A 14,215-nucleotide genomic window follows, 5' to 3' on the forward strand; every position below is an offset into this window, starting at 1 on the left:
CCTCCAAGTTACAGAATTTCAATTCCTTCCTGATCCGTTACAGTCCCCATTAGATAGGCATTTTCGCCAATTTCATTAAAATAGGCAATCAGTTCATCAGCCATTTCTTTATCTGCCGCAATCACCATGCCTGTTCCCATATTAAAAATATTGTACATTTCCTTGCGTTCCAGTCCGCCGATCTTCTCCATCACCGTAAATACTGGGGGCACTTCCCAATTGCTTTCAGTAAGCTTGGCGCCAAGACCTTCAGGCAGCATGCGGGGGATATTTTCAATAAATCCGCCGCCTGTAATATGTGCCATGCCCTTCAGCTTGAACTGCTTCATAGCTGACAGAAGCGGTTTTACATATATTTTTGTAGGGCGAAGCAGCTCTTCCCCTAGAGTGCATCCTAATTCTTCTACATGATCTGTTAAGGTCATATTTGCTTTTTCAAAAAACAGCTTTCTGACAAGTGAATAGCCATTGCTGTGAATTCCGCTTGAGGCAAGGCCGATCAGCACATCTCCTGCTTTGATGTCTGCACTATTAATCAGGCTGGATTTTTCACAGGCACCGACCGCAAATCCGGCAAGGTCATATTCTTCCTCACTGTACATGCCAGGCATTTCGGCAGTTTCACCGCCTACAAGTGCACACCCGGCCTGTTCGCAGCCATCTGCAATGCCTTTCACAATCGCTTCAATCCGTTCAGGCGCTGCTTTTCCGCAGGCGATGTAATCCAGGAAATAAAGAGGCTCTGCTCCCTGTACGACAATATCATTTACACACATGGCGACCGCATCAATCCCAATCGTGTCATGCTTATCCATCATAAAAGCAAGCATCAGCTTCGTGCCGACACCATCTGTTCCTGATACTAAAACCGGTTCCTTCAGGTTTAGTTCAGATAGATCGAACATGCCGCCAAATCCGCCCAAACCGCCGAGCACACCCGGACGAATCGTCTTCTGTACGTGCTTTTTCATGCGCGAAACTGCTTCATAGCCAGCTTCAATATCTACTCCGGCCTGTTTATATGCATTTGCCATTCCTTTTCACCTCATGGTTGGAAAAATAAAGGCCTATTTTGTATTTTATCGGCCAACATTGTGCTTTTACCGGTCAAAAATGATGATTTACCGGCCAATTCTTTATATTTACCGGCCAAAAAGAGCAAAATACCGGCCAAGTTTCAAATTTATACCTTTTCATAAGGATGCAAAGTGCTTGGATAAATCTCCGTCGGATACTGGCCTGTAAAGCAAGCCAGGCATTGTCCGTCTTTTCGGCCGATTGCTTTGACCATGCCCTCTGTACTTAAAAAGGTCAGTGTGTCCGCACCAATGATTTCTCTTATTTCCTCAACAGAATGATTGCCTGCAATCAGTTCTTCCTTTGTAGAAGTATCGATTCCATAGAAGCATGGATTTTTAATCGGCGGTGAGCTGATAAGCACATGCACCTCTGTAGCTCCCGCTTCTTTCAGCATGGTGACGATCCGTCTGCTTGTTGTGCCTCGGACGATCGAATCATCGACCATAATGACTCTCTTTCCTTCTACGACTCCTCGTACCGGAGACAGCTTCATTTTTACGCCTTGCTCACGCAGCGACTGAGATGGCTGGATAAAAGTCCGGCCAACATAGCGGTTTTTGATCAGACCCATCTCGTATGGAATGCCTGAAGCTTCTGCATAGCCAATCGCAACAGAGATGCTTGAGTCAGGTACACCTGTAACGACGTCCCCTTCAATTGGAGCCTCAAAAGCGAGCTGCTTCCCAAGATTTTTCCGGGCTGTATGAACGTTGATCCCGTTGATATTACTGTCCGGACGGGAAAAATAAACATATTCCATTGTACACATTGCAATATTAGAAGCCATTGCAAACATTTCAGAACGGAATCCATTGTCGTCAATGATCAGCAGTTCTCCTGGCAGAATATCGCGGATATACTCTGCACCGACAACATCAAAAGCACATGTTTCAGATGCAACCGCATAAGCATCGCCAATTTTGCCAAGTGAGAGCGGCCTCATGCCGTTCGGATCCAGCGCAACCATCAGCTCTGTTTCGGTCATGATCAGAAAAGCATAAGCCCCTTTAATCATGGATAAAGCATTTTTGACACGGTCCTTTAGAGAAGAGAAGCCTGCACGCTTAATTAAGTGTGCCAGCACCTCTGTATCCGAGCTTGTTTGAAAAATACTTCCTTGTCCTTCAAGCTGATGCTTCAAGGCAGTCGCATTCACCAGGTTTCCGTTATGGCAAAGCGCAAGACTTCCGCTTTGTGAGTTGAATAGCAGAGGCTGGACATTTTCATATCCTCCCCCGCCGGCAGTCGCATAGCGCACATGCCCGATTGCCGCCTTCCCTTCCAGCTCCTTCATGGCATCTGCAGTAAAGATTTCTGTCACCAGGCCTTCGCCTTTCATGCCTTTCAGCTTCTTCCCATCTGTAACGACCATTCCGGTACCTTCCTGGCCGCGGTGCTGCAGACTGTGAAGCCCGTAATACGTAATCTGGGAGGCATCCTGATGCCCCCAGATTCCAAAAACACCGCACTCTTCATTTAGTCCTCTTATTTCAGCAAGCATGGAATAGCTCCTTTCCAGGCCTGCTTCAGAACGTCAACCTGTTCGGCAAGCACTAGGCCCTCTTCATTAGACATATAAAGTACAGGTGCTTCGGTTACTTCACCGATTAGTACCGCATCTACTAACCGTTCAAATGCTTCCTGGTTTTCTTTTTTTACAGATAGCAGGAAACGGGATTGTGATTCACTGAATAAAGCTGAAGTCGCATTTCCTGTTACCCGGATGTCCGCTCCCAGACCTTTTGAACCAATCAGGCTTTCCGCAGCAGCTACTGCCAGTCCGCCTTCTGCCACATCGTGCGCAGAGGCAACAAGTCCTGAACGGATGGCTTGTAAAATTTGTTCCTGTGCCTTTTCTTCTTTTTCGAGATCGAGCTCAGGCGCTTTTCCAAAAATCCTGCCGTGTACCATCTTCTGCAGCTCACTGCCTCCAAATTCATCCTTTGTTTCGCCAACCAGATAAATTAAATCCCCAGCTGCTTTAAATGATTGGGTTGTCACATGATCAATGTCATCTACAAGCCCGACCATTCCGATAACAGGCGTTGGATAAATAGCTGTTCCGTTTGTTTCGTTATATAATGAGACGTTTCCGCCGATAACTGGCGTATTTAATGTGCGGCATGCTTCACTGATTCCGTCTGCCGCTTTTTCGATTTGCCAGAAGATTTCAGGCTTCTCCGGGTTTCCGAAGTTCAGATTATCCGTTATTGCCAATGGCTGGCCGCCGGAGCAAATGATATTTCTAGCTGCTTCAGCCACAGCAATTTTCCCGCCTGTTTCAGGATCAAGATACATATAACGGGAATTGCAGTCTGTCGTCATTGCCAATCCTTTGCGGGTGCCGCGGATGCGAATCACTGCTGCATCTGAACCGGGTGCCACTACTGTATTGGTGCGCACCATATAGTCGTACTGGTCATAAACCCATTCCTTGCTGGCGATTGTCGGCTGCTGAAGTAGCTTTACCAATGTTTCTTTATAATCTTCAACCGCAGGAATTTCATTTTCCATCGCCTGGAATTCCCGGAAGTATTCCGGCTCAGTTGATGGCTTATGATAAACCGGCGCATCCTCTGCAAGTGCATCAACCGGCAGCTCTGCTACCACTTCTCCCTGATGAGTCAGGCGGAGCATTTTATCATCAGTTACTTTGCCGATAGAAACGGCTTCCAGTCCATACTTGGAAAACAAATCAACGATTTCCTGCTCGCGTCCTTTTTTCACGACAATCAGCATTCTCTCCTGAGACTCAGAAAGCATCATTTCATATGCAGTCATGCCAGTTTCCCTTTGAGGAACAAGGTCAAGATTCATTTCAATTCCCGATCCTGCCTTGCTGGCCATCTCAGCAGAAGAGCTTGTCAGACCGGCAGCTCCCATATCCTGAATGCCAACAAGTGCATCAGACTGGACCAGTTCAAGACATGCTTCGAGCAGGAGCTTTTCCATGAATGGATCGCCAACCTGGACAGCCGGACGCTTTGATTCTGATTGGTCTGTTAATTCTTCAGATGCAAAAGTAGCTCCATGGATACCGTCACGTCCAGTTTTCGCACCAACATACATGACTGTGTTGCCTACTCCGTGGGCCTGGCCTTTTTTAATATCCTTATGGTCGATTAAGCCGACACACATAGCGTTTACAAGCGGATTTCCTTCATATGAGGAATCAAACTGCACTTCTCCCCCGACTGTTGGAATGCCGATGCAGTTACCGTAGCCTGCAATGCCTGCGACTACTTCTTTAAAAAGGTACCGTACACGAGGAGAATCCAATTCTCCAAAGCGTAAAGAGTTGAGGAGCGCGACCGGTCTTGCGCCCATTGAAAATACATCACGGATAATCCCGCCGACACCTGTTGCTGCCCCCTGGTAAGGCTCGATTGCAGACGGATGGTTATGGCTTTCAATTTTAAAAACAACTGCTTGCCCGTCGCCGATATCAACAATTCCAGCTCCTTCCCCTGGTCCCTGAAGTACTTTCTCTCCTGTTGTCGGGAACTTGCTTAAAACGGGCTTTGAGTTTTTATAGCTGCAATGCTCTGACCACATAACCGAAAACAAACCGATTTCTGTGTAATTTGGCAAACGCCCGATAATCTTTTCAATCATCGCAAATTCGTCATCAGACAAACCCATTTCTTTGTATACCTTCTGTGCCTTTAACTGTTCCGGACTTGGCTCAAGCATTAACGACATATGCTTCCCTCCATTGTTTTACGATTGATTGAAAAAGTTTCAGGCCATCTGCTCCTCCTAAAAGCTCATCTACGGCTCTTTCAGGGTGCGGCATCATGCCGAGTACATTTCCCTTTTCATTGACAATGCCTGCGATGTTTTCCAGGCTGCCATTTGGGTTTGTTTCGTTATAAGTAAAGACAATCTGATTATTTGCCTTTAAAGCCTCTAAAGTTGCTTCGTCACAATAATAGTTACCTTCGCCATGGGCGATTGGGATATTGATTACCTCGCCTTTTTTGTATGAGGAAGAAAACATCGTGTCATTGTTTTCAACCTTCAATTCGACCGTGCGGCAAATGAATTTCAGGCTGTCGTTTCTTCTCATTGCCCCCGGCAGAAGACCGGCTTCAAGCAGGATTTGAAATCCGTTGCAGACACCCAAAATCGGCTTGCCTGCTTCAGCCGCTTTCACTACTTCTTTCATGACATTGCTGAAGCGTGCGACAGCACCCGAACGAAGATAATCTCCGTAAGAGAAACCGCCGGGAAGAAGAATGCCGTCATATTCGTCTAAGCTTTCCGCGTCATGCCAGACATATTCAGCTTCCTCTCCAAGTTCATCCTTTACTGCATGGTACATATCAATGTCACAATTGGACCCTGGAAAAACAATCACAGCGAACTTCACTGAGCAACAGCCTCCTCAATCTCAAAGCGGTAATCTTCAATCACAACATTAGCCAATAAGCGCTCACACATTTCCTTCACAGCTTCTTCAACAGGACGGTCGCTTTTTTCCACTGTCAGTTCCATGTATTTTCCAATGCGCACATCAGACACTTCGCTGTAGTTCATGGAATGCAGAGAGTTTTTTACAACGGTTCCTTGAGGATCTAGAACACTTTCTCTTAATGTGACGAAAACTTTTACTTTGTACATACGGTTTGGCCTCCCAGTCTCGCTAAAATATTTTCATATGCATCTGTTAAATTTCCAAGGTCCCTGCGGAAAACATCTTTATCCAGTTTTTCATTTGTTTCAATATCCCAAAGCCTGCAGGTATCTGGCGAAATCTCATCAGCCAGCAAAATTTGGCCAGATTCATCTTTACCAAACTCCAGCTTGAAATCTACTAGTTTAATGCCCAGGTCTTTGAAAAAGTCTTTTAAAACGGCATTAACTTGTAGTGCTTTTTCTTGTAAAAGGGTAACTTCCTGCTTATCAGCCAGTTGAAGAACTTCAATATGATCTTCTGTCAGCAGCGGATCACCAAGTTCATCATCTTTGTAGTAGAACTCAACAATCGGTCTTGGTAATTCTTTCCCTTCTTCAACTCCCAATCTCTTAGAAAAGCTCCCCGCCGCAACATTGCGGACCACTGTTTCGAGCGGAATGATATCCACTTTTTTCACAAGCTGTTCTGTCTCCGAAAGCTTTTTAATAAAATGAGAATCAATTCCCAGCTCATGAAGCTTTAAAAATAGCAAACTGGTAATTTCATTATTCAGCCGGCCCTTGCCGCTGATGCTTGCCTTTTTCTCGCCATTAAAAGCTGTTGCAGAATCTTTATATTCAATCCAGACGATATTTTCATCGTTTGTCTGATATACCTTTTTGGCTTTGCCTTCGTATAACAATGCTCCTTTTTCCATTGCGGAGAGCCTCCCTTATTGAAATAGCTGGATTTAATTATTAAGAAGATTGGGAATTTTCCTGATAATAAAGAGGTAAAGACTGCTCTTTACCTCTTTATTTTCTTATAAACCCAGACGGTCAAATATAGTATCCACATGCTTGATGTGGTAGTTATAGTCAAAGCAGTCATCTATTTCTGCTTCGGATAGCTTCGATGTAATGGTCTCGTCCTGCTCGATCAGGCTGCGGAACTGCACCTGCTTTTCCCATGCCTCCATGGCCCGCGGCTGGACAGTGTCATATGCCTCTTCACGAGTCATGCCCTTATCAATTAAGGCAAGAAGAACACGCTGAGAGTAAATCAGCCCTAAAGTACGGTCCATATTGCGTTTCATGTTTTCCGGGAAAACTGTTAAGTTCTTTACGATATTCCCAAAGCGGTTCAGCATATAGTTCAGTGCAATTGTAGCGTCAGGCAGGATGATTCTTTCAGCTGATGAGTGGGAAATATCACGCTCATGCCATAATGCCACATTTTCATAAGCAGTCATCATATAGCCGCGGATCACTCTTGCCATCCCCGTCATATTTTCTGAACCAATTGGATTGCGTTTGTGCGGCATAGCTGATGATCCCTTTTGGCCTTTTGCGAAGAACTCTTCCACTTCACGCGTTTCACTTTTTTGCAGGCCGCGAATCTCCGTTGCAAATTTTTCAATTGAAGTGGCTACCAGCGCAAGCGCCCCCATATAATGTGCATGACGGTCACGCTGAAGTGTTTGTGTAGAGATTGGCGCTGGCTGGATGCCCAGCTTTTCACACACATATTTTTCAACGAAAGGATCGATATTTGCATATGTTCCAACGGCACCGGAGATTTTACCGAACTCTACACCAGCCGCTGCTTCTTTAAAGCGTTCCAGATTACGCTTCATTTCTTCATACCATAGCGCGAGCTTCAAACCGAATGTTGTAGGTTCTGCATGAACACCATGCGTGCGGCCCATCATCACTGTATGCTTGTGCTCCTGTGCTTTGTTTTTCAGGATTTCCACAAAGCGTTCAATATCTTTTAGAAGAATATCATTCGCCTGCTTGATTAAGTAAGAAAGCGCCGTGTCAACGACATCTGTGGAAGTAAGCCCGTAATGAACCCATTTGCGCTCTTCGCCAAGTGTTTCAGATACCGCCCGAGTAAAAGCGACAACATCATGCCGTGTTTCCTCTTCGATTTCTTTAATGCGGTCAATATTAAAGGAAGCATTTTCCCGGATTTTCTGAACATCTTCTTTAGGAATATCTCCTAATTCAGCCCAGGCTTCACAGGCAAGTATTTCTACCTCAAGCCAAGCCTGAAAGCGGTTTTCTTCTGTCCAGATAGCTCCCATTTCCGGTCTCGTATAACGTTCAATCATGTTTTATCCTCCGATCTTTTCCTTCACAGGTGTCCAAATGCCGCTTTTTTCTGCTTCTTCAAGTGCCTCTTCGGCAGAGTTCCGCAGAAGCGTGACATGGCCCATCTTGCGTTTATATTTGGCATCCTTTTTTCCGTACAGGTGTATCTTCCAGTCATCCAAGTCAGGTATTTTCTTTATTAAAGACTCCTGGTGCTCTCCTAGTATGTTTACCATAACAGCCGGTTTTAATAGCTCCGTGCTGCCAAGCGGCCAATTGCATACCGCGCGGATGTGCTGTTCAAACTGAGAGGTCTCGCAGGCTTCAATCGAATAATGGCCTGAGTTATGCGGACGGGGCGCAAGCTCGTTAATGTAAATCTGGCCGTCTCTTGTCAGAAACATTTCGACTGCCAGTGTACCGACAAGGTTTAAAGCTTCTGCCAGCTGGTTTGCTGCATTTACTGCCCGTTCCTCAGCATCAGCTGTGATCATGGCCGGCACAATGGTCTGGTGCAGAATGTTTTCTTTATGGACATTTTCCCCGACTGGGAATACCGCTTTTTCACCCGAAATATTCCGGCAGATAATAACCGATATTTCCTTTTCGAAAGCGATCCATTTTTCAAGGACACACTCGCCATTCTCAAGGAGCTGTGCAGCTTTCTTAATATCCTGCCCGCTCTTTATCACAACTTGCCCTTTTCCGTCATATCCGCCTCTGGAAGTCTTTAATACGGCTGGATAGCCAAGCTTTTCTATATTATCATAAATGTCTTTTTCAGTCGTAATGACCGCATATGGCGCTACCTCACAGCCAGCTTTTTGGATGGCTGCTTTTTCCTTTGTCCGGTCCTGGGTAATCTCCAGCACCTCGCTCCCCTGTGGGACGTACGCATTTGCACATAGCCACTCAAGAGCCTCAGCACTGATGTTTTCAAACTCATAAGTGACAACATCACTTACTTTCGCCAGCTCTTTTATAGAATCTAAATGTCCGTATTCGCCAAGGATTTTAATATCCGCAATCTGGCCGCAAGGAGAATCTTCTGCCGGATCCAAAACGGCAATCCTGAAGCCATTTGCCTTAGCTGCCAGGGCCATCATTCTGCCAAGCTGTCCCCCGCCAATAATTCCAATTGTTTGTCCTGGTAAAATGGTTGTATTAGACAAGTTCATCACTGCTTTCCAGTACTTCCTGTTTTGTTTTATCTCTTTTGGACTGAAGACGTTCTGCAATTGTTATATCAAATGCGCCAAGGATTTGTGCTGCCAGCAATCCGGCGTTAGTTGCGCCTGCTTTTCCAATCGCAACAGTTGCAACCGGAATGCCGCCTGGCATCTGAACAATGGACAGCAATGAATCCAGTCCATTTAGAGCCTTTGATTGCACTGGTACTCCAATGACAGGAAGTGTTGTTTTCGCTGCTACCATTCCAGGCAAATGTGCCGCTCCGCCTGCACCCGCAATAATAACCTTAATCCCTCTGTCCCTTGCCTGCTCAGCATATTCAAACATAAGATCTGGAGTCCGATGGGCTGAAACAACCTTCTTTTCAAACGGGATTTCAAGCTCTTTCAGAATTCCGCAAGCGTGCTTCATTGTCTCCCAATCTGACTTGCTTCCCATAATGACTGCTGCTTGTACGCTCATTCCTTCTCCTCCAAATCGTCCAATATAAAAAACCCGCACAGACCCTTCTCTTATATGAGAGAAAGTAATCTGTCCGGGCTAAAAAGAACCGTAAGGAAGACACCTGCAAACGGCAGGGACCATTCCTTCTGCATGCCGGGCATATCAGCTTTCCCTCATAGTCCGGCAATTTACGGTTGCCAGGTAGAAACTTATGGGCCCTATTCCCATTATTATACGAGGGGTTTATTCACGTTTTATTAACTACCACCATATTAACAACATATCTGATATTCTGTCAATTGAAAAATCGAACAATACTAAAAGTCAGACAATTAATGTTCGTGTTTTAACCTTCTGCTCGTTTTGCCTCAAAAACGATCTGCCTTCCAGCCGGTTCATAATCGACTTTGCCGCCTGTCTTAACTTCTTTAAAAATAGGCTTCTCAGTCCTTCTAACAGGTATATATCCAGCCTTTTGTATCCGGGCCAGGCACTGGTCAATCGTTTCGTTTTCCTGGACCTCAAATACCATTTTGTTCTTGCCTTTGCTCATTGAGACAACTTTCCTCTCTTAACTGATTTCACCCAGAAGCCGCCATGAATCGTTTTTGGCTCATAAGCGATGATAAAGGCCTTAGGATCCAGCTCTTTAATCGTCTGATAAAGCTTTAATTCATATTTTCTCGGTGTCAGAATCTGCAGGGCCATCCGATCACCTTCAAGACCATTGGCAGCCCAGTTGGTTACGCCATACCCTTTCTCCCTTAAAGCTTTAGGCAGGTCTCTGTCATATTCTTTAGTAATTACATTTACGGTAATATAGCCAAGAGCCAGCTTCTCTTCAATTTTCATGCCGACAATAACGCCGATTCCATAACCGACTGCATAAGCAATCAGATTTTGTATTTCATTCAGGTTATCCAGAACCAGCCCTAACCCTATGACATAGATAACAACTTCGATGGTGCTTATAAAAGCTGCTAGGTAACGCTGTCCCTTAAGCGTCAGAATCATCCTGATAGTAAAAAATGATACATATACGATATTAATGATCAAAATAATAGCGACCATAATAAAACTGTTTTCCAGCAATGCAAGTCCTCCTTCATAGGGAATTAAGAGGCAAATGAGCGGCCACTCCCCATTAAGTCACTATTGTACAAAAGAAATTGGCTTTTGATAACCTTTTTTCAAAAATTGATTCTTTTGTATAGGTTATCCTTTTTTGAGTGGGATGAAACGGCATATCTGTTTATGGATCATAATGAGGCTATGTGCAGGAGAGAGGTTCAAACGGTTTTATCTAGCAGGTTTTGGATGTTATCCAGCGTGTATTGGGTTTTATCTAACAAGTTTTCATTTTTATCTAACATATCGTGAAGTTTATCTTCCTTTTTGGACACTTTGTCTTTGAAGAGAACAGATTTAACTTTTTAAACAGACCGCAGAATAAGGACTGCAGCATAAATGCATTTTTCAATAAAAAGAAGAGTCCAACTGATTCAGATACCTATCATTCCACACAAAAAAGAGCACCCATCAGGTGCTCTTTCATTTGCCCGGCAGCGTCCTACTCTCACAGGGGGACAGCCCCCAACTACCATCGGCGCTGAGAAGCTTAACTTCCGTGTTCGGTATGGGAACGGGTGTGACCTTCTCGCTATCGCCACCGGACTATTTGGTTGAAGGAACTTCGTTCCCTCAAAACTAGATAATGTATGAAGAAGCATTTGCCGAGTATTCACCAATGACTTGGTTAAGTCCTCGATCGATTAGTATCAGTCAGCTCCACATGTCGCCACGCTTCCACCTCTGACCTATCAACCTGATCATCTTTCAGGGATCTTACTAGCTTGACGCTATGGGAAATCTCATCTCGAGGGGGGCTTCATGCTTAGATGCTTTCAGCACTTATCCCTTCCGCACATAGCTACCCAGCGATGCCTTTGGCAAGACAACTGGTACACCAGCGGTGCGTCCATCCCGGTCCTCTCGTACTAAGGACAGCTCCTCTCAAATTTCCTGCGCCCACGACGGATAGGGACCGAACTGTCTCACGACGTTCTGAACCCAGCTCGCGTACCGCTTTAATGGGCGAACAGCCCAACCCTTGGGACCGACTACAGCCCCAGGATGCGATGAGCCGACATCGAGGTGCCAAACCTCCCCGTCGATGTGGACTCTTGGGGGAGATAAGCCTGTTATCCCCGGGGTAGCTTTTATCCGTTGAGCGATGGCCCTTCCATGCGGAACCACCGGATCACTAAGCCCGACTTTCGTCCCTGCTCGACTTGTAGGTCTCGCAGTCAAGCTCCCTTGTGCCTTTACACTCTGCGAATGATTTCCAACCATTCTGAGGGAACCTTTGGGCGCCTCCGTTACTTTTTAGGAGGCGACCGCCCCAGTCAAACTGCCCACCTGACACTGTCTCCCGCCCCGATCAGGGGCGCGGGTTAGAATTTCAATACAGCCAGGGTAGTATCCCACCGACGCCTCCACCGAAGCTGGCGCTCCGGCTTCTCAGGCTCCTACCTATCCTGTACAAGCTGTACCAAAATTCAATATCAGGCTACAGTAAAGCTCCACGGGGTCTTTCCGTCCTGTCGCGGGTAACCTGCATCTTCACAGGTACTATAATTTCACCGAGTCTCTCGTTGAGACAGTGCCCAGATCGTTACGCCTTTCGTGCGGGTCGGAACTTACCCGACAAGGAATTTCGCTACCTTAGGACCGTTATAGTTACGGCCGCCGTTTACTGGGGCTTCGATTCAAAGCTTCGCTTGCGCTAACCTCTCCTCTTAACCTTCCAGCACCGGGCAGGCGTCAGCCCCTATACTTCGCCTTGCGGCTTCGCAGAGACCTGTGTTTTTGCTAAACAGTCGCCTGGGCCTATTCACTGCGGCTCATCAGGGCTATTCACCCTAATGAGCACCCCTTCTCCCGAAGTTACGGGGTCATTTTGCCGAGTTCCTTAACGAGAGTTCTCTCGCTCACCTTAGGATTCTCTCCTCGCCTACCTGTGTCGGTTTGCGGTACGGGCACCTTTTCCCTCGCTAGAGGCTTTTCTTGGCAGTGTGGAATCAGGAACTTCGGTACTAAATTTCCCTCGCCGTCACAGCTCAGCCTGTGTGGTAACGGGATTTGCCTCGTTACCGGCCTAACTGCTTGGACGCGCTAATCCAGCAGCGCGCTTACCCTATCCTCCTGCGTCCCCCCATTGCTCAAACGGTAAAGAGGTGGTACAGGAATATCAACCTGTTGTCCATCGCCTACGCTTTTCAGCCTCGGCTTAGGTCCCGACTAACCCTGAGCGGACGAGCCTTCCTCAGGAAACCTTAGGCATTCGGTGGATGGGATTCTCACCCATCTTTCGCTACTCATACCGGCATTCTCACTTCTAAGCGCTCCACCAGTCCTTGCGGTCTGGCTTCAACGCCCTTAGAACGCTCTCCTACCACTGACATCGGAAGATGTCAATCCACAGCTTCGGTGATACGTTTAGCCCCGGTACATTTTCGGCGCGGAGTCACTCGACCAGTGAGCTATTACGCACTCTTTAAATGGTGGCTGCTTCTAAGCCAACATCCTGGTTGTCTAAGCAACTCCACATCCTTTTCCACTTAACGTATACTTTGGGACCTTAGCTGGTGGTCTGGGCTGTTTCCCTCTTGACTACGGATCTTATCACTCGCAGTCTGACTCCCATGGATAAGTCTTTGGCATTCGGAGTTTGTCTGAATTCGGTAACCCGATGGGGGCCCCTAGTCCAAACAGTGCTCTACCTCCAAGACTCTTACTACATGAGGCTAGCCCTAAAGCTATTTCGGAGAGAACCAGCTATCTCCAGGTTCGATTGGAATTTCTCCGCTACCCACACCTCATCCCCGCACTTTTCAACGTGCGTGGGTTCGGGCCTCCATCCAGTGTTACCTGGACTTCACCCTGGACATGGGTAGATCACCTGGTTTCGGGTCTACGACCACATACTCATTCGCCCTATTCAGACTCGCTTTCGCTGCGGCTCCGTCTTATCAACTTAACCTCGCATGTAATCGTAACTCGCCGGTTCATTCTACAAAAGGCACGCTATCACCCATTAACGGGCTCTAACTACTTGTAGGCACACGGTTTCAGGATCTCTTTCACTCCCCTTCCGGGGTGCTTTTCACCTTTCCCTCACGGTACTGGTTCACTATCGGTCACTAGGGAGTATTTAGCCTTGGGAGATGGTCCTCCCTGCTTCCGACGGGATTTCTCGTGTCCCGCCGTACTCAGGATCCACTCTGGAGGGAACGAAGTTTCAACTACAGGGCTTTTACCTTCTCTGGCCGGCCTTTCCAGACCTGTTCATTTACCTCGTTCCTTTGTAACTCCGTGTAGAGTGTCCTACAACCCCAGGAGGCAAGCCTCCTGGTTTGGGCTAATCCCGTTTCGCTCGCCGCTACTCAGGGAATCGCGTTTGCTTTCTCTTCCTCCGGGTACTTAGATGTTTCAGTTCCCCGGGTCTGCCTTCCATATCCTATGTATTCAGATAAGGATCCCATCCCATTACGGATAGGGGGTTTCCCCATTCGGAAATCTCCGGATCAAAGCTTACTTACAGCTCCCCGAAGCATATCGGTGTTAGTACCGTCCTTCATCGGCTCCTAGTGCCAAGGCATTCACCGTGCGCCCTTTCTAACTTAACCTACTTCGGCCGCTGATCGACTGCGGATCTCTGCGTCAGCTCTCTCGCTCCGCTCCTCACGTACTAAAGTACGCTCCGGTGCTCACTCGGTCGCTTCCT

General features: G+C 46.8%; 11 protein-coding genes, 2 rRNA genes and 1 riboswitch. All 13 genes read right to left on the bottom strand.

Going from position 1 to position 14,215, the window contains the following annotated elements; all coding sequences use genetic code 11:
* Positions 1–8: 8 nt before the first annotated feature.
* The 13 genes from purM to NYE23_RS19280 all read right to left on the bottom strand — a co-directional run bounded on the left by purM (position 9) and on the right by NYE23_RS19280 (position 14,117).
* Positions 9–1,034 (bottom strand): phosphoribosylformylglycinamidine cyclo-ligase, encoded by a 1,026-nt coding sequence (purM, locus tag NYE23_RS19220; protein ID WP_335449931.1) that lies wholly within the window; start codon positions 1,032–1,034, stop codon positions 9–11.
* 149 nt (positions 1,035–1,183) lie between these two features.
* Positions 1,184–2,581: an amidophosphoribosyltransferase gene (gene purF, locus NYE23_RS19225; protein ID WP_341080051.1), complete on the bottom strand. Its 1,398-nt coding sequence runs from the start codon at positions 2,579–2,581 to the stop codon at positions 1,184–1,186.
* Positions 2,566–4,782, bottom strand: coding sequence for a phosphoribosylformylglycinamidine synthase subunit PurL (gene purL, locus NYE23_RS19230; protein ID WP_341080053.1), 2,217 nt, complete (start codon positions 4,780–4,782; stop codon positions 2,566–2,568). Before purL ends, purF begins: the two co-directional genes overlap by 16 nt.
* Positions 4,766–5,452 carry a phosphoribosylformylglycinamidine synthase subunit PurQ gene (gene purQ, locus NYE23_RS19235; protein ID WP_341080055.1) on the bottom strand — a complete coding sequence of 229 codons (687 nt, stop codon included), beginning with the start codon at positions 5,450–5,452 and terminating at the stop codon, positions 4,766–4,768. The genes purL and purQ overlap by 17 nt, the downstream gene beginning before the upstream one ends.
* Complete coding sequence (gene purS, locus NYE23_RS19240) at positions 5,449–5,703, bottom strand: phosphoribosylformylglycinamidine synthase subunit PurS (protein ID WP_009336741.1); 255 nt, start codon at positions 5,701–5,703, stop codon at positions 5,449–5,451. Before purS ends, purQ begins: the two co-directional genes overlap by 4 nt.
* Positions 5,691–6,416: a phosphoribosylaminoimidazolesuccinocarboxamide synthase gene (gene purC / locus NYE23_RS19245; protein ID WP_341080057.1), complete on the bottom strand. Its 726-nt coding sequence runs from the start codon at positions 6,414–6,416 to the stop codon at positions 5,691–5,693. The genes purS and purC overlap by 13 nt, the downstream gene beginning before the upstream one ends.
* A gap of 105 nt (positions 6,417–6,521) precedes the next feature.
* On the bottom strand, positions 6,522–7,814 hold the full coding sequence (gene purB, locus NYE23_RS19250) for an adenylosuccinate lyase (RefSeq protein WP_341080059.1): 1,293 nt from the start codon (positions 7,812–7,814) through the stop codon (positions 6,522–6,524).
* A gap of 3 nt (positions 7,815–7,817) precedes the next feature.
* Complete coding sequence (gene purK / locus NYE23_RS19255; protein ID WP_445662625.1) at positions 7,818–8,972, bottom strand: 5-(carboxyamino)imidazole ribonucleotide synthase; 1,155 nt, start codon at positions 8,970–8,972, stop codon at positions 7,818–7,820.
* On the bottom strand, positions 8,959–9,447 hold the full coding sequence (gene purE, locus NYE23_RS19260; protein ID WP_341080063.1) for a 5-(carboxyamino)imidazole ribonucleotide mutase: 489 nt from the start codon (positions 9,445–9,447) through the stop codon (positions 8,959–8,961). Before purE ends, purK begins: the two co-directional genes overlap by 14 nt.
* Before the next feature lie 138 nt (positions 9,448–9,585).
* Positions 9,586–9,687: riboswitch (purine riboswitch) on the bottom strand.
* An 88-nt stretch (positions 9,688–9,775) separates the two neighbouring features.
* The gene (locus NYE23_RS19265; protein ID WP_341080064.1) at positions 9,776–9,982 is read right to left on the bottom strand and encodes an NETI motif-containing protein; all 207 of its coding nucleotides are present in this window, start codon (positions 9,980–9,982) and stop codon (positions 9,776–9,778) included.
* Positions 9,979–10,521 carry a DUF2179 domain-containing protein gene (locus NYE23_RS19270; RefSeq protein ID WP_035333237.1) on the bottom strand — a complete coding sequence of 181 codons (543 nt, stop codon included), beginning with the start codon at positions 10,519–10,521 and terminating at the stop codon, positions 9,979–9,981. The genes NYE23_RS19265 and NYE23_RS19270 overlap by 4 nt, the downstream gene beginning before the upstream one ends.
* Before the next feature lie 465 nt (positions 10,522–10,986).
* Positions 10,987–11,103, bottom strand: a 5S ribosomal RNA gene (gene rrf, locus NYE23_RS19275).
* A gap of 78 nt (positions 11,104–11,181) precedes the next feature.
* A 23S ribosomal RNA gene (locus NYE23_RS19280) occupies positions 11,182–14,117 on the bottom strand.
* Positions 14,118–14,215: the final 98 nt, after the last annotated feature.

Origin of the sequence: Cytobacillus sp. FSL H8-0458 (assembly GCF_038002165.1) — a bacterium.
Classification (GTDB): domain Bacteria; phylum Bacillota; class Bacilli; order Bacillales; family Cytobacillaceae; genus Cytobacillus.